Consider the following 22,521-nt stretch of genomic DNA (forward strand, 5'->3'; position numbering starts at 1 on the left):
AAACAAGTCGGTTATATTTTTAAGAGTTCAAGAAGAGAAAAACAAGCCGTAACCTCAAATATAGAATTTGAGTGCGGCTTGTTACTTGCATAAAATTTATTTCACATCAATTTCTAATTTGTATCCGGTAGATGAAACCCAATTAATCGGTGTTTTTTTAATGTACAATCTTCTTCCCTTCTCCAGAATATAGTATTGGTTCCTTCTGTTTTTCCGGAGAAATCAGGAACCGTCCATTCTACATAGAATTTAGAGTATTTGATAAACCCATTGTTTACTTGGGTATAGTCATAGGTCGATATACTTATACTATCGATAGTAACTGGATGTCCGTAGTATCCTTTGTAGTATTCTTCCAAATTTTCTTTGCCCTCGATTACTGTATTTGCAAAGCGATAATATTTACAATCTTCGGTATATGTACATATTACTTTTTCAACATTTCGTTCTCTTACATGCTCTTTTCCAAAGGCATCATACGCTTGTAACTCGGGGAGTATTTTTTTCCATTTCTTATATCAGGACCTGGGGCTTTTTCCTGAATCTCCTTCACCAGTAATGGCGTGAGATCTGCTACTTTATGAGAGTATCCAAAAGATTCGGATTCTAGCAGTAAACTACCATCTTTAAGAGGTTTCCAGACATTCCAGTATTTCCCGCGTAAGGGTTCCATATTCTTACAAGTTTTTTGAAAAGTACCAATTTCCATAATACGATTCCCAAGATCTAAGATTTCGGTAGTTTCTTTGGTGTAATTAGTAACATCTTGTTTTTGAAAGATATCTGAATAATAAATTTCAATATTGGTAATACCGTCGATGATGGGATGATAATCAGTAAGTAAGAGTGCATCATGGGTGTATATCTGTTTTACACTACTGAAGTCCTTATTCTTGGCAGCATTAATTAATTTTTTATTTAAGATGTTGATCTTTTGATCTAGCTTCGTACTTGTATTTAAGATAGTAATCTCCTCATTTTCATTATTTGTATGTAGCATAGGCGAAAAAGAAGCGATAGTACAAATCAGAGCTAATAGGATAATTGTAATTCGTATCATTTTGAAAGGTGTTTTTATTGATTTTGTGGTAAGCGAAAGCCGATAAGTCGATGTCTTTGTAAAAAGCCATTATTGTCTTTTTTTAGGTATACAAGTCCAGTACCTTGGGTTATTCCAGAAAAATCTGGGACGGTCCATTCTACATAAAATTGTGTATAGGATAGATAACCATCTTTTACCTTATGGTAGTGGTAGGGCTTCACTTTGATAGAGTCGATGGTGACTGGGTTGCTGTAATAATCGGTATAGTATTTTGAGATCACATCAAAACCATGAACTTCTTTTTTGGCAAATCGGTAGTAGGTAGCGTCTTGGGTAAATAATTTCATGGCTTTATCCGGATTTCGTTCTTTGGAATGCTCTTCGGTTAATCGATAGTAGGTTTTCATCTCTCTAGGTACGGCTTTAATGTTTCTGGAGGTTTTGATAGAGGTGTTATCTTTCAATGCTTCTACCACTAATGCACTTTGGTCTGGTATTTCATGACTATACCCAAAAGATTCAGATATTAGTTGTAGAGAACCATCTGGTTGAGGTTGCCAGACATTAAAATATTTTCCTTCTTGAGATTCTTGATTTTTAAAAGATTTATCGAATATTCCAATTTCCAAAATACGCTCGCCTAGATCAATGATCTCGGTAGTGGTTTTGGTATAGGTGGTTAACTGTTGTCGGTTAAACAATGATGTATAAAACTGTGCTATATGGGTTCTCCCATCGATGATTGGGTTAAAATCAGTAAGCAATAATGCGTCTTCTACATAGACGTGCTTTGCTTTGTCAAAATCCTGAGTTATTGCTGCATCAATTAGTATTTGATTTAGCGCATTTATTTGAGAAGTTAATGAACCGGAGGTGTTTTGAGTTTCCAAAAGGGAACTTTGATGCTCTTTCTTGGCTTTTACATCGGTACAGGATAAAAAAATACCTGATGCGAGTATAGCTAGGATAATTGTGGGTTTCATTTTGTTTGTGTTTTAATAGGTGAATGATTGTAGATGACTTTCCATATTTTTAAAGAATGATCTTCTTGTCGTTTAAAAACAAAAAGATTTTTGGTTTCAAATGGAACAGTATTGCTCGTGTCTTTTGGAGTAAATGTTCCGGTAACTTTGCCGCGTACAATTGCGATTTCTGGGTATGAGTAGAGATCAACGATTTGATGTTGCATGACTACATTTCCATAGGTATTTTGTTTTTCCAGATAGGCCCTTAATTGCTCTTTGGTGGTGATCACGTCGTTATCCGGTGCCATATGAACTAAATCATCGATCCAAACATTTAATTTTTCCGAGGCTTTCAGGGTATTATCGTCTAGTGTTTTAAAGATTGTCTTTACTTCACTAGCATCTTTGGGATACACCATAGATAAAGAAGAAGATTGATCTATTTTCACAAAGGTTCCTCCATAAAAATTCCCGGTAGGTTGATCGTTTGCGTCAAACTGGTTAGATTCTAACAAGTATTCATTTTCATTGATCCAGAGGTAATTGTAGACTCTGTAAGTTCCCTCCGGCTCACCCTGAAAAGAAACCTTGAGTTGCATATCTCCATTTTTGGAAAAACTACCATCACCTACACCATTACGAAAGGGCAAAAAATTAGATAGGTGCTTTATTTTTTGAGTATCATGATTGTATCCCCATAGCACGTGTCCTTTGGCAGATGAAGCTTCAATAACACATAATATACTGGTGTCTGTATTCACTTCTTGGCAGGTTTTGATATGCCCTGGGATTTTTAATGTAGTTATTGCCTCTTCGGTATTTCCTTGTTGCCATAAGTCATCTTTTAATGTCCATTTCCCAACGAATTTTTTAAATGGGTTTTGCGGACGTTTGATGTATTGAAAGTCATGAGAAAAGTTGTAGGTACCTCCCGGTTTTAAAGTAATTTTTCTTGCATCTCCGGCCTCCCATTCAAATCCGTTTAGAACATATTTAAAGTAAACATCGGTATCTTCAGTGATTTCAAAGTCCAGACGAACTGTATAAACCCCGTCCCTATCTGTGTCGGTAAGGGTAACGCCTTTTACCCATGATAATGGTGGTACGCTCCCTCGTATTTCTAAGTCTAATACGGTGTCTTTGGCTCTTTCGGTAATTGATTTGGTTTGTAATTGAGGGGAAAGCGTTGTGTTTTGTTGCCCATAAAAATGATTGGGTAACATTAAAAACAAAAGCAGGATGAATAGGTTAAATGGTAAAGCGTTCATTTAAGTTTTTTATTGGTTCGAACTCAAATTAACAGCAAGGCTTATTGTAAACAAAAAGGGATTGACCAACGGTTGTAAAAACTGTATCAACGATATTATTTGTCCATTTTGGAGTCCAAACCAGTGATTTAATTCGTCAATATGACGTTTGTTTACAAAATCGTGTCGTTGGTCAATACTTTGAGGGCTTACCTAATTCTGAAATGCATGCCATAGCTTTAATGGATACATTTAACTGTTTTTTGATTCTATAAACCCTAAAAAATGAATAGTATGAGTTTCAGAATATTACTAAACCGTTTTTGTTTTTTGTTGATTTTTATGTGCTGCATAAGTATCCCGGCGCAGGATGCAATGAAAGGAAGTCTTGAGGTCAAAACACTAGAGTCTGAGTTTTTGAAAGAGAATAAAATAGGTATTGATGTAAAGAGAAGCCTTCAAGTGTACCTTCCGCCAGATTACACAATATCTAATCAAAAGTATCCTGTTGTTTATTACTTGCATAGTATATTCGACAGTCCCGAAGTCATCATCAAAAATCGAAAAGTAACTACACTTATTGATAATACTATTCAGGAAGGTACATCCAAAGCTTTCATTTTGGTGGTCGCTGATTTTACTTCACCAACCTTGGGGAGCTTATTCGAGAATTCGAGTACTAGTGGTTATTGGTTGGATTTTATTACCAAAGAATTGGTGCCTTATATAGATAAAGAGTTTCGAACAATTGCGAACAAAAACAGCAGGGCTGTGATAGGAGATTTTATGGGAGGCCGGGGAGCTTTAAAATTAGGAATGGCCTATCCAGAATTGTTTGGAATCGTATATGCAATGCATCCTGTTGCTACGGGTTCTGGGTACTTACCCAGATCTGGGATTGGTGTAGACTGGGATAAGATTCATGCGGCTACATCTTATGATGATTTGATCGGTACCGGAAGAACTCAAATTTTTGCTAGTATTTGTCAAGCGTTTTTACCAAACCCCAACCGGCCACCTTTGTATGCAGATTTTTTATTCGAAAAACAAGAGGATCAAACATTACGTCTGCATCCAAAAAACGTAAGAAAGGAACAAAAGGAATTTCATTTGGATGAAGCTTTGGATCTGTATGCTGAAAATCTTCAAAGTTTAAAAGCTATTGCATTTGATTGGGCGCGTTTTGATCCTACTCAGGCACATGTAATTTCGAATAGAAGATTTAGTAAAAAACTGATGGATTTAGGGATTGCCCATCAGGGAGAAGAGTTTGTAGGAGATCCATGGAATAAGTATTGGGGAAACCACGGACGTTTTACCACCAGGGTACTTCCTTTTTTAAATGAGCATTTAAGTTTTTAATCAAACCCATAAAATTGGGTAGTCTACCATAAATTATATAATTTCATAGCTAATACGTTATAGTGATCGTTACTTAAAAATATGTTGAATTGGTTTTATAAATATAAAATTTACCACCTGGTCTTTTGGATGGTTTATCATTTTGCCTGGTGGTCGATATCAGTGGGAGATCCTGTACAAGCCATTGATAACATCTTATTTTCACCTTACACTACCAAGTTTGTTTTTTATGTGGTGTTTCAGGCATTAGCGGTTTATTTTAACCTTTACTACCTAATCCCAAAGTATTTAATAACCGGGAGATATAAAATTTATCTTTTTGCACTTTTTCTCACGATCATGATTACCGCTTCTTTTATCGTAAGTGGTTATTATTTAACTCCTGTTATCACCGGGCTACCGTTCGAAGAATTGTTTAAGAATCCCACAAGTGCATATTGGGATCTTTTTAAATCTAATGCATTGTCATCTACTATCGCCAGTATGACCTTGGCAATGAGTATTAAGTTGGGTAAAAATTGGATCGAAACACGAAAAAGAGAACAAGAATTAGAGAAAGAAAAAATAGAAACCGAACTCAAGTTTTTACGATCTCAATTCAATCCTCATTTTTTGTTTAATACCATCAATTCGATCTTTGTATTGATTCATAAAAACCCGGATAAAGCATCCGATTCATTAGCTAAATTTTCTGATCTGCTACGGTATCAATTATATGAATGTAATGCATCAAAGATTTCTGTAGAGCAAGAACTCAATTACCTTAATAATTTTATAGAATTGGGTAGTTTACGTTTGGATAATAGTGTGCGATGTGATTTTAATTTACCGCAAGCTACTAATAATCAATTGGATATTGCGCCATTTATTCTGATGCCTTTTATAGAAAACGCGTTTAAACATGTTTCGCAAACCCATTTGCAAGACAATTGGATTTCTATTCATATCAGGATCAATGGTTCCAGTCTTTATATGGAAGTAAGTAATAGTGTTGGCCAAGTGCATAACAATACGGATGTCATAAAAAGCAATGGTATCGGATTAGTAAATGTAAAGCGTAGATTGGCCCTAATTTACCCGGATCTGCATGTACTAGAAATTTCAAAAGAATTAGATAAGTATAGACTTCGGTTGCAAATTCAATTGGATACCACCAAAGAGTTAGAAGCCTATCCGGAAGTAAGAGAATTATCTTTTAAGGTGTCGTAATATAAAAGTTGATGATAATACAATGTGTAATAATAGATGACGAACCTTTGGCAAGAGAATGTATTGCCAACTATATACGAGAAATTGATTTTTTGAAGTTGGTTGGAGAAGGGAATAACCCTCTACAACTCATCGAACTAATGGAACATCAAGAGATCGATCTTATCTTCTTGGATATCCAAATGCCTGTGATGAATGGAATCGAATTCTTGAAAATTACAAATCAAAGACCTTCAGTAATTCTTACTACGGCGTTTCCCAATTACGCCCTAGAAGGGTTTGAGCTAGATGTTATGGATTACCTACTAAAACCGATCACCTTTAATCGCTTTTTTAAAGCGGTGAAGAAAGTATGGGAGTTTAAGCAGGTTCAAGGCGCATCCGCAAATAAAACATCGAGGGCAAGTGATATCGATTATTTCTTTGTGAAAAATGATAAGACCTACGAAAAGATCTATGTAAAGGATATCTTGTATGTAGAGGCTATGCAAAATTATATTGCTTTTCATACGGTAGATAGTAAAAGACATTTAGCGTTGATTACTATGAAACAGGCAGAAGAAAACTTGCAAGGGAATAATTTTATACGCGTACATAAATCGTTTATCATTGCAGTTGATAAGATAAAATCTATAGCCGATAATAAAATCAGCATTGGTTCTATGCAAATTCCAATAGGTAGAAACTACAAAACACAATTGATGGAAATCGTGCAAAAAAATAGGTTTTAAAAATTCTCTTCTCTCCCTTTTGTTAAGGAAAAAGTATATTTTATTTAATTGAAAACCAGAAAATTAAAGCAGGTTTTCTTTTGAGGAAATTCCGTTTTATGATTTTAGAAGTGATCAAACAATGGTTTTACAGTAAGTAAATTACAATTTATTGTTATAAAACCACAAAATGTTTACAGATATCACCGTTATAGCTATAAAACGTAACTATTTAACATTTTTTTATAAATTAGCTTATATGTGTTAGAGAAATCATAATTCTATCGCATAAACTATTAACCCCCAAAATAACTAACAAATGAAATCTCTTAAAGCTAACCTTTGGATTATATTCCTGTTTCTATTTAGTAGTATTTATTGTCAAAAAGAAGTTGTAGATCATTCTTCTTGGGATCAAATTTTAATCCTCAATGTTACCGACGATGGCCTTGTGGATTATGATGGTGTGACTAGCATTGCAGTCGTTTTTTACACGTATTTCAGATCATTACAAACGATTTCTCCACAAGAAAATTGGAGTAGAGAAGAGAAACTAGCGTATTGGCTCAATGTATACAATGCCACTGCTATGAAAATGATCATAGACGAATACCCTATCAAAACCATTAACGACATTGAAAACCCTTGGAAACGAAAAGTATTCAAATCTCAAAATGTTAGGTATAGCCTAGATGATATTGAACACGATATTTTGAGAAAATTTGGAGATCCTAGAATTCACTTTCTACTCAATTGTGGTTCTATGTCCTCACCACGTCTGTGGAACAGAGCATATACCAGCGCCAATATCAACGAATCTCTTGAAGAAAGAACGCGCGAATTTATCAATGACCCGCAGCGAAATCAGATCAATTCCAGTGTAGTTCGAATTTCTGAGTTATTCAAATGGTATGAAAAAGACTTTACTTCTCAGAATGTTGATGTGATCGATTTTATTAATCGTTATGCCAATGTCAAGATTAGTAAAAATCTAAGATTAACAGATAGGAATTATATAACCTACGACTGGAGTCTTAATAAAAACAATAATAAAACACCGATCACCAGTAACAATTAAAAAAGTTACCCCTTTTAATCGTTCTCTTTACAATTTTACTGAAAAATTAGTATCCAAAAACACCAGGATAAGAGTCTTTTGTGTGTAGAATGTTGGTTTTTGGATCCAGGTATACTTTGTTCCTGTATCTATTTTAGATTAGGATTCTCAATACCTATTAATCGCAAGAGTAGAACATACTTTTAAAACCTAAATTATACAATTATGTTACATCTAATCCAATCAAAACAAGCCATCTGGATCCTGTGCTTTTTAACCATTTCCTCGGTATCCGCACAGACTCTTATCAATGGTTTTTTTCCGAAGAAAAATGACCTTACGGTCGCTACATCCTATTCGTACAAAAGTTTCGATAACTTTTATAGAGGGGAGAGCTTATCCAAAAATAATCCAATGAATATGGGAGAAATTACGTCTTCTATTGTAAGTGTTTATGGAGAGTACGGAGTACTGGATTGGTTATCAACTACCATCAATGTGCCTTATATCTCTATGGAAAATGAAGAAGGCGTTCCCGATCCTGTGTTACAAGAAAGTCAAGTTTCAGGGATACAGGATTTGAGCCTGTTTATGAAAGCAAAGATTATAGATAAACAATTCGATAATTCGACCAAGCTTGCGATTGGGGGTGCTACAGGAGTTACCTTGCCTGTTGGAGGATATGAAGAAGCAGCAATATTGTCTTTGGGTAGTGGAGCTACCGCTTTTGATGGTTGCGGTTTTATTCAATTGGCAACACCATCAAACATTTTTGTCGAGTTGCAAGCGGCATATAGCCTAAGAAACAATTCTGATTTTGAAGTTCCTAATGCCACGATCTATAGTGCTAAACTTGGGTACTATAACAAGTGGTTTTATGCACATGCCAAAGTGGGTATTCAAAATTCTTTAAGTGGATTTGATATTGGATCTCCCGAATTCGTAGCCGCAGGAGGACCAGCAGCACTGCCTGAAACAGAAGTGGATTACACCAATTTCTATTTTGATCTATATGTACCAGTGTACAAAAATAGCATCGGAATTTCTTCTGGATATACGGTGAATATGAATGGAAGGAATTATGACAGAGCTTCTGCCATTTCTCTTGGTTTGGTATATAAAGCAAATTAGTAAAAAAAGACTTTGGCGTATGAAAAAAATATACTTTTTGATTTTAGTGGTAATACATTTCTCTTGCGAACCGGAAGAGTATGTATCTTTGGATGAAAATCAAGGACAAAACCCGATCGTCTCCATAAAAAATGGAAACGGAAATGGGTTAGATAAGAACCTGACAAAAGCATTAGAGGATGCTTCAGGAGGAATTGGAGCACCTTTTTTTACACTCCCGGATAGTGATGATTATGCTAATATTCCTCAAGATCCTTTAAACCCAATTACAGCCGAAAAAGTAGCACTCGGTCAGTTGTTATTTCATGAAACTGCTATGGGAGGTAGTCCCAAGGTATCTTCAAATCTTTTTACATATTCTTGCGCATCTTGCCATCATGTAGCTGCCGGATTTAGTTCTGGACTTCGGCAAGGAGTAGGAGAAGCAGGCCTTGGATTTGGTGTAAATGGAAACGGGAGAGTAATTGATCCTAGTGTAGCGACAAATTTGGTAGATATACAACCAATTCGATCTCCAACGGTATTAAATGTAGCTTACCAGGATATAATGCTCTGGAACGGGCAGTTTGGAGGTACAGGAACCAATGTGGGTACAGAAGCAAATTGGACCAATATTCCAGAGAATTTTTGGGATTTCAAGGAGTAGAGGTACAAGCCATCAAAGGTCAAGGTGTTCATAGATTATTAGTAGATGACAATTTTGTAAACACCTTTGGCTATAAACAAATGTTTGATAATGCTTTTCCCAATGTGCCTGTAAACGAAAGATACTCTACCAACACTGCTGCTTTGGCAATCGCCGCTTATGAACGTACCGTATTGCCTAATCAATCGCCTTGGCAACAGTGGTTAAAAGGAGATACAGTTGTATTAACCAAAGAAGAAAAACAAGGGGCTATGGTCTTTTTCGGGAAAGGGAAATGTTATGAATGTCATACAGGACCAGCTTTAAATGATAAAGGCTTTCATTCGTTTGGGATGGGAGATTTTGATAATTCAAATTTGGCTATTGTAGTTGATCCGGTAGGTTTTGACAATGTAAAAAAAGGAAGAGGAGGATTTACCAAAAATGCTGCGGATGATTACAAGTTCAAAACACCAACCCTGTACAATTTGATTGATAGTGGATTTTTTGGTCATGGAGGTACATTTACAACTATTGAAGAAGTGATAGAATATAAAAATGATGGAGTAGCTCAAAGTAATGAAGTACCAGTGCAAAACTTAGCTTCTCAATTTGGAACCATTAACCTCACCAAAAAAGAGATTGAAAACCTTACTTTATTTATAAAGAATAGTTTGCGAGACCCAAATTTGATTCGTTATGTACCCATTGCGGTAAACTCTGGAAATTGTTTTCCAAACAATGATCCACAGTCTAAAACGGATCTGGGCTGCAATTAACAATGCTAGGGGAAGTAGCTCTGAGAGGGTTTGCTTGGTCATTAGACCAAAGTGAGCCCTCTCTTTCACATATTTTATAAGGATACCCCAACAATTACACCAATTCCTATACCCCCCAACGCAAAAAGAAACTTTTCGAAAGCACTCTTTCTGCGTTGTCTTTTGGTGTTTTTGTCCACAATCTCTAAACTGTTGGATGCTTTTTCTAGACTATTTAAGGTGTAGTCCAATGCTTTTTGTGTATTGGCCAAGGTCGCTTGAGTACGCTTATAAATTTCTAAATCCAGACTGTCTGAAGCTTGAAAGTTGATTTTTAGTTTACGCTCCAAATCAATATTTCTTCGCAAGGTCTGCGAATATTTTTCGATAAGATCCTTAGTCATTTTGTCTTGATCCAAGGTGCTTAAATATACGTTCCGTAGTGCGGTAAAGGATTTTACATTAACCAAGTATACATCAGAGGTCCGAAAAAGATATAAACTATCTTGTTTCACCTGTAATGGTTCGCCTACGCGATCCGCATACGAACTTGGAATTTCAATAACTTTTAGCGAATCAATATCTTGTCCAAAAGAAAAAGAAGATAGAAACAATAGAGAAAGAACGACTAATTTTTTCATGACTTGTGTTTTAGAATATCGTATAGAATGTGGTGAGTAATAAAAGAAAGCATCAATCCAGCCCCAAAAGACCATCAACAATGGCTCTATCCTTGGCAAGTTGATCATTTACAAGCGTTATAGAATCTTTAATACGTTGTAATTCTTCCCAATCTTTGGCATTTTTTCGTTTAAAATCCAGAATCAAAGAATCTCTTTTATGAATAATTAGATCTTTTTGAGCCTTCATTTTTTCAAATTCCTTTTTTGAACTCTCTAGCTCAGCTTTGGTAGTGGTGACTATTTTTTTTGAAGTGTCCAGCTCTTCTCTGGCTCTGTCTAATTCTGACTTGATAATTTTCCAATTAGAACCAGAACTGAAGGTCATGTACCCGATTATGACCAAAAATAAGAGTGCTACAATCTGAAGAATTGTATTGGTGTTGATACTTTTCATTTATGTTATGTTAAGAGTTACCTTGTTGTATTCCGATTACACTCTTTTGGGCTTACGAAAAGTTAAGTAAATGTAAGTATTTTATTTTTTTATTGTCAAGGAAAACAACCCTAATTTTTAGGGGCATTCCTATCCAATTACGCTACTGAGTCTGAACATTGGCAAATACATCGCAATTAATATTACCCCTACTATAATCCCCACGATAATCGTCAATAATGGATTAAGTACATTCGAGATCACTTGAGATTGATGTTTTACCTGTTGGTTGTATTGCTCATTCAGTTTCTGAAAAATAAACTCGGTCTGATTGGTTTCTTCTGCCACACGAACCATGGCAATCATTTTCTTATCAAAAACAGGGCTTTTTGCAAAAGCAACACTTAGTTTATCTCCCGCGATTACAGCTGTGTTTGTTTTGCGCAAGCCTTCTTGTAGTGGGTAGAAATTGATCATGTTTTTTACCAGGTCAATACTGTCTACCATAGGTACCTTGGCCGAAGTGAGTAAAGAAAGGGCTTGAGTAAACTGCGCCATGTATATTTTTCTGAAATAATTACCCAAAATTGGAAGCTTGATTTGAATACTTCCCAAAATCTTTCGAAACCATGGTTTTTTTGATACTAAGATTATACTTCCAATTATTGTCAATAAGATGATCAAAAGCACCCAGCCATTATCAGATACAAAATTTGAAAAATTGATAATCCCTTCGGTAATATCGGGTAAATCTACCTTATTTTGTTTAAAAATATCAACGAACATGGGTACCACATACCGCAGCATGAAAAAGATCACTATAAGTGCAGTACACAATACAATAATGGGATAAGTAAGGGCAGATACGATCTCTCGTTTCAAGTCATTTTTTCTTTTGTAAAAGTCGCTGAGTTCTAGTGTGATTTGTGCCAATTGTCCAGTCTGTTCTCCGATCTGGATTGCATAGTATTCGTAATCGCTAAAGTTGCTATTCTTCTTTATGATTTCTGAAAAAGAACTACCAGCGACAAGTTGCGATAACATAGTTGCCATCAAATCACGATCTTTAGCCTTTTTTTGCGTTTCTGAAAGTAATTCGAGTCCACTTTTAAGATCAATACCAGATTTTAGTAAGATGTTAAGCTCAGCATACCATTGTTCTTTTTTCTTATTCGAAAAAGCATTTCCAAACAGAGAAATTTCTCTGGTTAGGATCTCAGAGATATCAAACGAATCCTCGCTTATTTTTTGTTTTTTGGTATCTGTTATCTTTATCCCCATACTTAAAAATGAATTGTAGGATCATTGTGCTTGAATACAAAAATCTGATGTAGTCGAGCGGTATTGTCAAAGGTAAGCTTAATTGCGTCAATGGATCCAGAATTTACGGATGCTCCTTCAAAAAGAAATGATTTTTCTTTTAGACTTACCTTAAAGGATTGCTCGTTTGTTACAATACTATCTCCCATAAAACGATATTGTTTTTGATGTATTGGAGAGGATAAAAACAAGACTTCTTCTCTTGCAAGCCATTGTGCGTTTGTATATCGATTAAAGTCAATAGTCAACGCCACCTCTAGCGATTGCAATTCTGATTTTTGTGCATAATTATCTTCAATACTTCTCATGTTACGTTGTACCAGACTCAGGATAGAAAATGCCAATCCAGCAACAATTGCTGATATCACAATAACGACCATGACCTCGGTAAGTGTAAATGCTTTTATTTTACCACCCAGTTTTTTCATTCCACATGTATTCGTTTAAGGTGTTCAACTCCTTCTTTGCTATAGGTAATAATGGTGGTGTTTTTTTGATTGATCACTTGTATCTCCCAATCGTTATAATCCTCAACATACGGAAGTTTAATTTTTTGATGAATCGTTAGGTAATGCAATTCTTTGATCCTATTGTTTATACCACTCTGATCTCTTTTGATATGGTTATTAAAAATATTATTGAAACTTAGACTAGCGATCATAAATACAATAATAATCAATACCGAGGCGGTCAATGTCTCAATAAGGGTAGCACCTCGTATTTTTTTTAGTATAGCCATTGTGCAACAGAATTAGAGGTGTTTTCAAAAGGTAATCCGGCGTAATTCGGGATAGGGTTGGTCAATATTTTGCCGTTGTAGATATGATTAAGATAAATCGAACCTGATTGATTGGCAATAAATTGTTGCGTGTATACAGCTCCTCGCACAATACCTTCAAAATCCATGCTGCCTTGGCAATATACCTCCCCGATTACTTCGGTCCCGGGTGCCATTTTTAAGTGAGTTTTAATTCGATTTTGAGTGCTTGTGTGTTTTTGTAAGTAAACAACAGTACCTTCTATCAATGTACCTTTATCTATGCTGAAATCAATATCTCTATTTTGAGTATTGTAATTTTGAGTAGTAGAGGGTCTGGTCTGATCATAAAAAGCAATGGTCGAAGGATAATTGAAATAGCAGTTTTTCCCAATCGTTAGTTTTTGAGAGGCAAATAACTGCATAGTACCTTTGGTATTGTCTTTTACTATAATTTTTGGAGCAACCAGTATCACGTTTTGTAGGGTCGCTGTAGGTTCAACAACAATTGCTGTATTGGATTGAATAATTACATTTCCAGCAATTTTTTCGTCCCCCAAAACAATAGTGGAGGGACTAAATATGATTTGACCAGAAGTATAAAAACTGTTTTTGATATCCTTTTCTAAAGCGATGTTATCCAGATTGTCGATAAAGGATCCGTTGTTTAAAGACTCTAGATAAGAGATCCACTCTTTTTTTAATTGTGGTAAAGTGGTTTTGCTTTCGAACACGCTACCATAATACAATCGAGATCCTTGGTAATAATTTCCAGAGATATTTCCGGCTTTTAATCCTTGTTTTGGGACATAGGCATTTCCTTCAATTCTGGTATTTCCTACCACTACTAATGGCGAATTGGTATTCGCTAAATACAAATTTGCAGAACGATTGGTTATTGCAGCACCGACCAAAGCCGATTTGTGCACTTTTCGATTATGAGACTCTACTTGAGCATAAACTTTGGTCCAGGCACCATAAAAATTGGAATTCAATTTCAATGTTTTTTGCTGTTCTTGATTGGAAATAGTATCTCCAGTTTTTAAAGAATCTCCAAGGGATTGCAAGATGTGTTGATTTGCAATTTCGGAGGCTTGAATCAATTCGTTGGACTTGATTTTGAAAAAAGACTGTACATGGGTGAGTAGTAAAAATGCCCCCAGAATCAAGGCGATAATTACTGAGATCAGCAATGCAAATTGCATTGCCTGTGCCTTTATTTTGGTATTAGGTTTCAATTCAAGATTTCAAATCGTTTACTCTTTCTTTTGTATTGTAATTGTACCCATGATTTGTTTCCTCGAGTCAATTTCACCTCTTCAACCATATCATTTCGTTTCATCAAATGATCCGCTCCATTAATTTCTACAAGATAAATTGCTGTAGCTCCACTTCCTCCAGTTACCAAACCTTTGTATCGAATAGAGGGCCAGGTAATCTCGGCCTTCACAGTTCTTGCGACCACCTTTTTTTCAACAACTTTTTTTGGTTTATATATGGTGCCCAAAAATGGATCACGTTCTACAGCACTTATGGTAAAAGGGTCACGTTCTTTATTTTCAATTTTAGAAAATGAAAATGAAGTAGTATCTAAAGCTATCGGATCATCATCAGAAAATGCATCAGTAATTTGATAGATAATGGCTCCCCAGATGAAAACCACCAGCGGTAACAAAACGTACAATCCCTTTTTACCTTTTAACATGACTTTTAATTTATAGTAAATCTAAGTGTTGTACTATTTGCACTTTCATTTTGAGCTTCATCAAATGCTTTCAAAAACCAATAATAGGTTTTGCTTGCTTCAAGGGTGATTTCTGAAGGTGACATAACCCGATCTTTGGTAACTAGTTGAGTTAAAGCCTGATCTTCAAAAATATAGATGCTGTCAAATTCTACAGAACCCTGTACCGCTTCTCTGGTCCAGCTAAACGTAACCTCAGTATCTGTTAAGGTAGCATCGTTTGCCGGAGCTGTACCTACAGGTGTATTAGGGTCCATAGTATCCAGGGTTAATGTTCTTGTAGTGTACAATGTACTTTGCGTTGCATTTTCTGCACGTACCTGCCATCTTGAAACACCCTCGGGGAAGGTAATCGCTATAGACGTTTGATTGGTAGTTTCTTCTTGCTGTACTTCATCATTAGTATTGAGCACTTGAATTCGATAGGTATTTGCGTCAGGAACTACTTGCCATGTTAGCGTTTGGGCTGGAGTGTTGGTAATTAGCTCATTTTCTGGAGAAGTTAATAGTACTTCTCTAGAAGAAAAATCTGCAGCTTCAATTACACTAAACTGAGCTCCATTATATGCTGTAGCCGAACCAGAATTTTGTGCTCTTACACGCCATTCGTAACTATTCTTGGCAAGAGTAGTGTTGAAGTTTGAAGTAGTAATTATGGTGTCTAATACAATTTGTGCTGCGTTTTCAAAATTGGGTCTAGCTACCTGAAGGCGATAAGAAGTGGCCTGGTCGACTTCTGTCCAACTAAAGTTTATTGAGGCATCTTCAATCTGTGCTCCATCTTGTGGAGCAATGATAGAAATGATAGCGTCCGTAAGGTCCTCTTCTATAAACGCTTCTTCGCATCCAAACAGGATTCCTATGAATAGTAGGGAATATATAATTGGCTTTTTCATCATCTTTTTCACGGTTTATAGTTTAAAATAATCTGTTTTTTCTTTTGCCTTCCGTTCGTCCCGATAGGAGTTTTTGGGGCAAGAAGAGTTTTCATCAATAAGATCAGAAATAACGATTTTTCTTTTGGAGTTGGCACTCCAGCAAAAATGAGATAGGTGATATCCAAATATAGAAGTCGCCGCAAAATCTATGGTTTTGTAAGACTTGCCACCTCGAACCAAAGAAATTTGATATTGCTTGTAGTTTTGATTTACTAAAAATACAGCTTCGGCATCCAAAATTTCTTGTATGGATTGTGGTTCGATCGCTAACGAAACTGCAGAGACCAATACAGCATCTTTTTGACTTCCGATAAATTCGGTAACATGGGCATTCGTTTCTTTTTTTAGTTCAGAAAGCAGCGTAATCTGATCCAAAATTTCCATTTTCAAGAAGGAAGGTTTGGTGTCTAAGCTATCGATATAAGTAATGTTGTGTTTGTTGCCTCCTGATTGTTGTATATACGTTTTGTAGGTGTTTGAATCAAACTGTACTTTGGAAACCCCTAGTCGAATAGCACTTTCGTACTTGGGTAACGCAACTTCTCTAAAATCTGATTGCAGCATTCCGTTGTCCTGCAAACCAATAACACCTATAGCTACGGGTGCAGTAGTCGAGGTGTGCATGTTGGTTTTGTGTACCTTAATGCTATGACAGGACACCAATACTATCATTGCAAATAGCAGTAGGATGTATTTTTTATTTTGATTCATATATGAATATCTTTTCATGTAATTCTTCATTTTAATTTAATCGTTGTAACAAAATATTACATTGTAAATAGGTGCTTCGTGTTCTGAAATTCTTCTTCTTTTCAAACTGCATTTGAACAACATTTCCAAAACTATATTTCTGTTCCAAAGCATAGATGACATTAATTAACGCCTTGTAATCTCCTTGCAGTGTAAAATTATAAGTGGTCGTTGTTTTTTTGCTTTCGTCATCAGTAAAAATATGAGGTTCTTCAAATGCGATAATAGTAAAGCCGGATTCGTTGGACAGCGTATTTAATGTCTTTAGAATGTTATTTTGTAATGAGCTTCCCTCTACATTATTTTGTTCCAGAATTGCATCCAGTTGTTTTTCTTTGTTAGATAATGCCGCCAATTGTGCTGGAGCTGATTGATAGGCTTGTTTTTGAGCTTCAAGCTTATCGACTTCACTACTTATTGTAAAAGTTTTAGAAAACCCAAAGCGATACGCAAAAAACAGCATCACTATCAAGCCCGAGACTAAAAGAATATTTTTATTTCGTTGTGTCATGCGCTAAATCAATGGTTATTTCAAAACTTGAGGTATTATTTGTACTCGCTCCGTAATTTATTATGGTTACCGTATTCACGAAATCCAAGTGTTCAATGGTATTTAACCAAACTGTAAAATTGGCTTTGTCAATCGAGGTTCCTGTCACAGAAACGGTATGTTCTTTTATAGATATCGGTTTATCGGCACGTATTGTTTTGGAAATAGGCTGATACGTAAACGATGTTAATAATACCGAAGTGGGTAGTGATTGTACGATTTGATCCATGTAAAATGAACTTTTAGAAAACCCAGTAGTCAATATGCTATTTACAATCGCTTCTTTGGTAAGCACCACAGATTGCTGCTTTTTGATACTTTCATTTTGGTTGGTGTATACCTGGATTTCTTCTTGTAATCCTTGCCATTTTTTATATTTCGAATTAAAAACAAAGAAATTGATGAGTAGGGTGATCAGCAAAAAACCAACTCCGTATTGTAGTGCTTTTTTGAAAAAAGAGACTTCCTTGTACTGCTTTTGTAAATGCGCGTTTTTTTCTTCTATATTACCTGTAATCCCAGCTTGTTGTGATAATGCATCAATAATCAAGGATAATGAGAGTAAATGAGTACTGTTTACTGAAAGTCCATCGATAGTATAAGGTAGCTCTAAAACGTCATTTTTTGGTAAAATGGTAGTAATCTCTTCATTCTGAAGTTGAATGACACCGCTATTAGTGATCAATTCATCATTTGGGATATACGTTATGATCGATGCGACTTTTAGATTTCCAAGACAAACATCAGTAATGGTAATCCCTTCTTTTTGATAGCTGTCGATCAACTCATCAACATATTGTTTTCTGCATACGGCAACGAAGGATTTATTCTGGGTTTTTAGTACCTGATAATAAAAATCCTCCAGGTTTAAATTAGGAAAAGCATCAGATAAAACTTCGGTGTCAGAATTAATGTTGTTTACTTCTTTGACCAGAACATTATCATCAGTAATAGCTAAACTAACTTTATGCAGACTTTTCTGAAGATCCGGTATATCAGAAATTTGTTGAACAGAAAAACTTTTGACAATATCCAGTTCTCCTTTCTTTAACAACACGAGTATGGCTTGAATAGGAGATGAGCCATTCGGACCCGAATGCTCGAGAGCCAAAAAAGTTTTTCCAGTTGGGTTATATGATAATACTTGTTGTATCATTAATAAAATACCGTAGGCTTAATAATTACGTTTAATCTTCTTTTTGAATCTTCTCGTACTCTTTTACTAAAAAGCCATTTGATTACAGGGATTCTTGAGAGTAGAGGTACTCCAGAACCTGAATCATTTTTTACTTTTTGCTCGATACCTCCAAGAATGGCAACATCATTTGCCTGCATACGCATGATAGAAGAGAATCTACGGCTGTTAATATCTGGTGGAGCATCTTCAGCAATTCGTTCTCCACTAAAATTGGACTGGATCACTTGAATATCTAAGGTGATCTGACCATCTCCAGACACAAATGGTTTAAATTCTAAGGCCAATTCGGCATCAATAGGCTGGTAATTTACTATCTCGGAAGTTTGCGGGTTTTGAGAACCGAAAATATTCTGACTAGTAACCGCATAATAGGTGGTTTGACCACTAGATAGATAGGCCTTGTGCCCATTAAGCGTACTCAATTTTGGAGTGGACAGTATCTTGACATTTCCGTTGGTTTCCATAGCCTTAATATCCAGGTAAAAATTAGGAACTACATTCCCAAGGTTTAAGGAGCCAAATCCATCAAAACCTCCGATGATTCTGTTGATGGTTTGTGCACCCAAAGTGATATTGGCACTCGGGAAAGCTACTCCCTGATCGTTTACAGGTTCTTCGCCCAATCCAAATTCGACTCCTGTTTCTACGGTTGCACTTCGATTGACCTCTAGGATCATTACTTCGATTAGAATTAACGGAACAGGCTTGTCAATATATTTTATAAAGTTTTTGAATTTTTCAACCTTGGTCCCTGATCCACTTACCACAAAACTGTTGAGTTCGGTGTCAATTTTGATATCTAAACCTTGTGTAATACTTGCTGGAAAAATAGATGAAATTGAGCCGGCTTCACTACTTTGTGAGGATCCGCTAGAGGTGTTTCTTGTGGTATTATTAAGTCTGTTTCGGGAGTTTAAATTGTTTTGATTAAATCCGTTGTTTTGATTGTTGCCAAAAAAATTAGTCCCTCCGGTTACAAAATTACCGCCACCACCAAAACTGTTTCCGTAAGAGGTCGAAGGATTAGCATCGCCAAGCATTGCGATAGATCGATGCATCATTTGTACCAATTCAATCTTCTTGACCGTAAGTTGGTTTTCGGTACCAAAATAGTACACATTTCCTTCTTTTTTAAATGTAAAATTTGAAGAACTTGGTTGCGAGTTATTTTGAAACCCTTGTGGGTTATTCCCTTGATTGTTATTGTAATTTTGAGAATTGTTGTTAGTGGTATTAGTAGTTGTATCGTTGTTATTACTTTCAAAAATCTTGGTCAATAAATCATCAAAACTTATGGCTTCAGCTTTTGCCGTTACATTACCTGCATTCTCTAGAGGTGATGCAGTAAACACATTTAGATTGAGATCTTCAGTAATATTATAAACCACATCAGCAATAGGTGTGTTTTTTAAATCGACAGAAATAACTCTGTTGATAGAATCAACTACGGTATAATAAAAATTATTCCGATTTCTTCTTGGTCGGGAAGCCCCATTGGGATCATTGGCACCCAGAATAGATTCGAATTCATAAAAACCATCGCGTGTTTTATTGAATTCTAAATTATTGGCTTCTGCAAGCTTTCTAAGCGCTAAATCGATGGGAACATCGGTAATGAAAAGTGTTAGGTTTTTTCCGTTTAAATCGGGAGAATACAAAAGATTCTTGCCAGAAATCTCTGTTATTTTTCTAAATACTTTTGGGAGCGGATCATTATTGAAATCTGTAGATAGAGTTTCTCTACTTACATCATAATTGGCAATAATTTCTTTCTCTACTGGAGCTTGAACCGGTGGAGTGTATTTTCGGATTGATAGAATATTTCCTGTAAAATCAATGTCTAATTGATATTCTTTTGTCAAAAAGATCAGTAGTTCCTGTACACTTACATTATTAAATCCATTAATGATATTAATGCTACTTAGCTCTTCAGAAACGCTGATATTTATTTTGTTTACTTGAGAAACTGCTCTTAAAAAATTAAGGAGATTTGTATTAGAAATATTAATGTTCACCGGGTCATACAAAGCAGGAACATCTACTGCAAAGAGTTTTAGCTTGTTCTCTATGGTAGCAATTCGGTTTTGTTCATTAGTTGTGTTTGTAGGAGGTTGCTGCGCAAAAGACAGTGCTCCTAAACACAAAATAAAACCGATGATAAGTATATTTTTTTTCATTTTCTATTCGTTGTTTTCCAAGGTCATTACTTTTAATTCGTGGCCAGAATGGCATACACTTCTTCTACAGAAGTATGACCTTCAAGTACCAGGCGTATGGCGTTGCTTTTTAATGTTTTTATATTGTTTTCGGCGATATAATCATCTATTTGTAATTCGTTGTGCCGTATCGTTGTTTCCAGTTCTTTGGTTATTGGTAATATCTCATAAATAGCCTTTCTCCCCAAGTAGCCCGTCTGATAGCAATGATTGCAACCAACCGACACATAATGCGTGTTCAACGCTTCTGGGATCTCAAATCCAATTGGAAAATCTTTGGCCTCAGCATGTTTTTCTTGTTTGCAATGCGGACATAGTTTACGCACCAGTCTTTGAGCAATACTCATGGTTAAGGTACTTGCCAATAAGAAAGAAGGTACATTCATGTCGATTAACCTTGAGATGGTAGCCCAAGCCGAATTCGTATGTATAGTAGAGAGTACCAAGTGACCAGTTAGCGCTGCTTTTATAGCCATTGCTGCCGTTTTATCATCTCGAATCTCACCGACCATAATTACATCTGGATCCTGACGTAAAAAGGCACGTAAAGCAGCTGGGAAATCAAATTCAATATCTTCTCGCAATTGAACCTGATTGATACCCTCTAGTGTATATTCGATAGGATCTTCTATGGTAAGGATGTTGGATACTTCTTTGTTGAGCTCTTTTAGCGTAGCATACAGGGTAGTTGTCTTACCAGAACCTGTAGGTCCAGAGATCAAAATGATTCCTTGCGGTTTTTTTACTGCTTCTCTGTATATTTCAAGTTCTTGTTCAGTAAAACCAAGATCGTTAAGTTGTACTTCCTGTGTATTTCGATTCAGCAATCGCAACACAATTTTCTCTCCGTACAAAGTAGGCATTGTAGATACCCTGATATCAAATTCTTCGTTCCCATTTTTGAACGTAATACGTCCGTCTTGAGCGAGCCTTTTTTGAGAGATATCCAAACCAGATTGGATCTTGATTTGATTCACCAATTGAGGGAATTCCTTTTTGGTGATCGTATACATTTCTTTAAGTTTCCCATCTAATCTAAAACGTACTCTGCAAAACTTCTCGTAGGGCTCCATATGGATATCACTACTTCCAAAATCTTTTGCTGTGGCAATTAGCTTTTGTAAGAAGTTGTCCTCGTAATGTAGTTGTTCTTGCGAGGTACTGGTTTTTCTATAATTAAGAGTTAGATAAGATTGTAAATTTTCGGAAGACTCTTCTATTAAAACAATACGTTTGTTAAGAATAATAGAGAGTTCTTTTTCCAGACTTCCATTTTGTTGGTTGTCGGTTTTAAAATGAATGGTGTCCTCTTCTTTTAGAACAGGTACAATTCTATAATGAAACGCCTGATTCGAAGTGATCAATTGTTTTAAATGTACGGGTATGTCAAAACGATCTACACTCATTATATCAGGAATAAATTAATCGATTTTGTAAGCCAATTGGCGGCAAAAATAAATAATACAAAACAGGACATATACCCGGCCAGGGGAATCGTATTGTAGTTGCTTTTGTGTTTCAGGACGATCCATGTAATCAATGAAAACAACAAGGAAAACACAAAGATGATTACAAAAGTAACCGTCGGGAATGCAACAGCCAGTGCAAAAAAGAATAGAGCATCTGCTGGACCAAAAACCTCTTTAAAAAAGGACTTTTTGATTTTTAAAAAAGTATATACATAAAGTGCCGAAAGGACCAATGTGATAATGGCTATGTTTACCAAAACCGCATTAATGAAGTGAATGGATAAAACATTTTGATAATGTTGATAACCAAACAAGAGCATCAGAACGGGCAACAAAAACCAATACACCTCACGACTTTTGATATCCTGATAGATGATAGCTCCAAGGCTAAGCAAAATAAGTCCTTTCAAAATCAGC

The 22,521-nt window shown here is 35.8% G+C and carries 25 protein-coding genes; 7 read left to right on the top strand and 18 right to left on the bottom strand.

Annotation, left to right across the window (positions count from 1 at the left end; all coding sequences use genetic code 11):
• Positions 1-113: 113 nt before the first annotated feature.
• The 4 genes from AC0L3Q_RS03045 to AC0L3Q_RS03060 form a co-directional block, all read right to left on the bottom strand.
• Positions 114-359 carry a hypothetical protein gene (locus AC0L3Q_RS03045; protein ID WP_473285017.1) on the bottom strand — a complete coding sequence of 82 codons (246 nt, stop codon included), beginning with the start codon at positions 357-359 and terminating at the stop codon, positions 114-116.
• A gap of 92 nt (positions 360-451) precedes the next feature.
• Positions 452-1,060 carry a Cif family virulence factor gene (locus AC0L3Q_RS03050; RefSeq protein WP_473285019.1) on the bottom strand — a complete coding sequence of 203 codons (609 nt, stop codon included), beginning with the start codon at positions 1,058-1,060 and terminating at the stop codon, positions 452-454.
• A 14-nt stretch (positions 1,061-1,074) separates the two neighbouring features.
• Positions 1,075-2,025, bottom strand: coding sequence for a YybH family protein (locus AC0L3Q_RS03055; protein ID WP_473285021.1), 951 nt, complete (start codon positions 2,023-2,025; stop codon positions 1,075-1,077).
• A complete protein-coding gene (locus tag AC0L3Q_RS03060) occupies positions 2,022-3,275 on the bottom strand; it encodes a YybH family protein (RefSeq protein WP_473285023.1) in 1,254 nt (417 codons plus the stop codon). The genes AC0L3Q_RS03055 and AC0L3Q_RS03060 overlap by 4 nt, the downstream gene beginning before the upstream one ends.
• Positions 3,276-3,548: 273 nt before the next feature.
• Between AC0L3Q_RS03060 and AC0L3Q_RS03065 the strand changes: the two genes are divergently transcribed.
• The 7 genes from AC0L3Q_RS03065 to AC0L3Q_RS03095 all read left to right on the top strand — a co-directional run bounded on the left by AC0L3Q_RS03065 (position 3,549) and on the right by AC0L3Q_RS03095 (position 10,127).
• The gene (locus tag AC0L3Q_RS03065) at positions 3,549-4,616 is read left to right on the top strand and encodes an alpha/beta hydrolase (protein ID WP_473285025.1); all 1,068 of its coding nucleotides are present in this window, start codon (positions 3,549-3,551) and stop codon (positions 4,614-4,616) included.
• Between the two features lie 81 nt (positions 4,617-4,697).
• Entirely contained in the window at positions 4,698-5,825 is a 1,128-nt protein-coding gene (locus AC0L3Q_RS03070; protein WP_473285026.1) for a sensor histidine kinase, read from the top strand.
• 11 nt (positions 5,826-5,836) lie between these two features.
• Positions 5,837-6,556, top strand: coding sequence for a LytR/AlgR family response regulator transcription factor (locus tag AC0L3Q_RS03075; RefSeq protein WP_473285027.1), 720 nt, complete (start codon positions 5,837-5,839; stop codon positions 6,554-6,556).
• Positions 6,557-6,854: 298 nt separating this feature from the next.
• Positions 6,855-7,613 carry a DUF547 domain-containing protein gene (locus AC0L3Q_RS03080; protein ID WP_473285028.1) on the top strand — a complete coding sequence of 253 codons (759 nt, stop codon included), beginning with the start codon at positions 6,855-6,857 and terminating at the stop codon, positions 7,611-7,613.
• A gap of 204 nt (positions 7,614-7,817) precedes the next feature.
• Positions 7,818-8,723 carry a transporter gene (locus tag AC0L3Q_RS03085; protein WP_473285029.1) on the top strand — a complete coding sequence of 302 codons (906 nt, stop codon included), beginning with the start codon at positions 7,818-7,820 and terminating at the stop codon, positions 8,721-8,723.
• 19 nt (positions 8,724-8,742) lie between these two features.
• Positions 8,743-9,369: a cytochrome-c peroxidase gene (locus AC0L3Q_RS03090; protein ID WP_473285030.1), complete on the top strand. Its 627-nt coding sequence runs from the start codon at positions 8,743-8,745 to the stop codon at positions 9,367-9,369.
• Positions 9,351-10,127: a cytochrome-c peroxidase gene (locus AC0L3Q_RS03095; protein ID WP_473285032.1), complete on the top strand. Its 777-nt coding sequence runs from the start codon at positions 9,351-9,353 to the stop codon at positions 10,125-10,127. Before AC0L3Q_RS03090 ends, AC0L3Q_RS03095 begins: the two co-directional genes overlap by 19 nt.
• A 74-nt stretch (positions 10,128-10,201) precedes the next feature.
• Here AC0L3Q_RS03095 and AC0L3Q_RS03100 read toward each other — a convergent pair whose 3' ends face one another.
• From AC0L3Q_RS03100 to AC0L3Q_RS03165, 14 genes are all read right to left on the bottom strand, one after another.
• Positions 10,202-10,747, bottom strand: a complete 546-nt coding sequence (locus tag AC0L3Q_RS03100) for a hypothetical protein (protein WP_473285034.1) — start codon at positions 10,745-10,747, stop codon at positions 10,202-10,204.
• A 52-nt stretch (positions 10,748-10,799) separates the two neighbouring features.
• Positions 10,800-11,183 (bottom strand): hypothetical protein, encoded by a 384-nt coding sequence (locus AC0L3Q_RS03105; RefSeq protein ID WP_073315789.1) that lies wholly within the window; start codon positions 11,181-11,183, stop codon positions 10,800-10,802.
• 129 nt (positions 11,184-11,312) lie between these two features.
• A complete protein-coding gene (locus AC0L3Q_RS03110; protein WP_473285036.1) occupies positions 11,313-12,443 on the bottom strand; it encodes a type II secretion system F family protein in 1,131 nt (376 codons plus the stop codon).
• Positions 12,444-12,445: 2 nt separating this feature from the next.
• Positions 12,446-12,910, bottom strand: coding sequence for a PulJ/GspJ family protein (locus AC0L3Q_RS03115; protein ID WP_473285038.1), 465 nt, complete (start codon positions 12,908-12,910; stop codon positions 12,446-12,448).
• On the bottom strand, positions 12,907-13,221 hold the full coding sequence (locus AC0L3Q_RS03120; protein ID WP_473285040.1) for a hypothetical protein: 315 nt from the start codon (positions 13,219-13,221) through the stop codon (positions 12,907-12,909). The genes AC0L3Q_RS03115 and AC0L3Q_RS03120 overlap by 4 nt, the downstream gene beginning before the upstream one ends.
• Positions 13,209-14,477, bottom strand: coding sequence for a hypothetical protein (locus AC0L3Q_RS03125; RefSeq protein WP_473285042.1), 1,269 nt, complete (start codon positions 14,475-14,477; stop codon positions 13,209-13,211). The genes AC0L3Q_RS03120 and AC0L3Q_RS03125 overlap by 13 nt, the downstream gene beginning before the upstream one ends.
• Entirely contained in the window at positions 14,474-14,944 is a 471-nt protein-coding gene (locus tag AC0L3Q_RS03130; protein ID WP_473285044.1) for a hypothetical protein, read from the bottom strand. The genes AC0L3Q_RS03125 and AC0L3Q_RS03130 overlap by 4 nt, the downstream gene beginning before the upstream one ends.
• Before the next feature lie 5 nt (positions 14,945-14,949).
• The gene (locus AC0L3Q_RS03135; RefSeq protein ID WP_473285046.1) at positions 14,950-15,879 is read right to left on the bottom strand and encodes a hypothetical protein; all 930 of its coding nucleotides are present in this window, start codon (positions 15,877-15,879) and stop codon (positions 14,950-14,952) included.
• A 15-nt stretch (positions 15,880-15,894) separates the two neighbouring features.
• A complete protein-coding gene (locus AC0L3Q_RS03140; protein WP_473285048.1) occupies positions 15,895-16,650 on the bottom strand; it encodes a hypothetical protein in 756 nt (251 codons plus the stop codon).
• Positions 16,651-16,663: 13 nt separating this feature from the next.
• Entirely contained in the window at positions 16,664-17,182 is a 519-nt protein-coding gene (locus AC0L3Q_RS03145; protein ID WP_473285050.1) for a hypothetical protein, read from the bottom strand.
• Positions 17,166-18,377 carry a hypothetical protein gene (locus tag AC0L3Q_RS03150; protein ID WP_473285052.1) on the bottom strand — a complete coding sequence of 404 codons (1,212 nt, stop codon included), beginning with the start codon at positions 18,375-18,377 and terminating at the stop codon, positions 17,166-17,168. The genes AC0L3Q_RS03145 and AC0L3Q_RS03150 overlap by 17 nt, the downstream gene beginning before the upstream one ends.
• Positions 18,377-20,596, bottom strand: coding sequence for a type II secretion system protein GspD (locus AC0L3Q_RS03155; protein WP_473285054.1), 2,220 nt, complete (start codon positions 20,594-20,596; stop codon positions 18,377-18,379). The genes AC0L3Q_RS03150 and AC0L3Q_RS03155 overlap by 1 nt, the downstream gene beginning before the upstream one ends.
• 32 nt (positions 20,597-20,628) lie before the next feature.
• Entirely contained in the window at positions 20,629-22,041 is a 1,413-nt protein-coding gene (locus tag AC0L3Q_RS03160) for a GspE/PulE family protein (protein ID WP_473285056.1), read from the bottom strand.
• Entirely contained in the window at positions 22,041-22,514 is a 474-nt protein-coding gene (locus AC0L3Q_RS03165; protein WP_473285058.1) for a hypothetical protein, read from the bottom strand. Before AC0L3Q_RS03165 ends, AC0L3Q_RS03160 begins: the two co-directional genes overlap by 1 nt.
• Positions 22,515-22,521: the final 7 nt, after the last annotated feature.

The sequence above is a fragment of the Aquimarina sp. KJ22-3 genome (assembly GCF_055808215.1).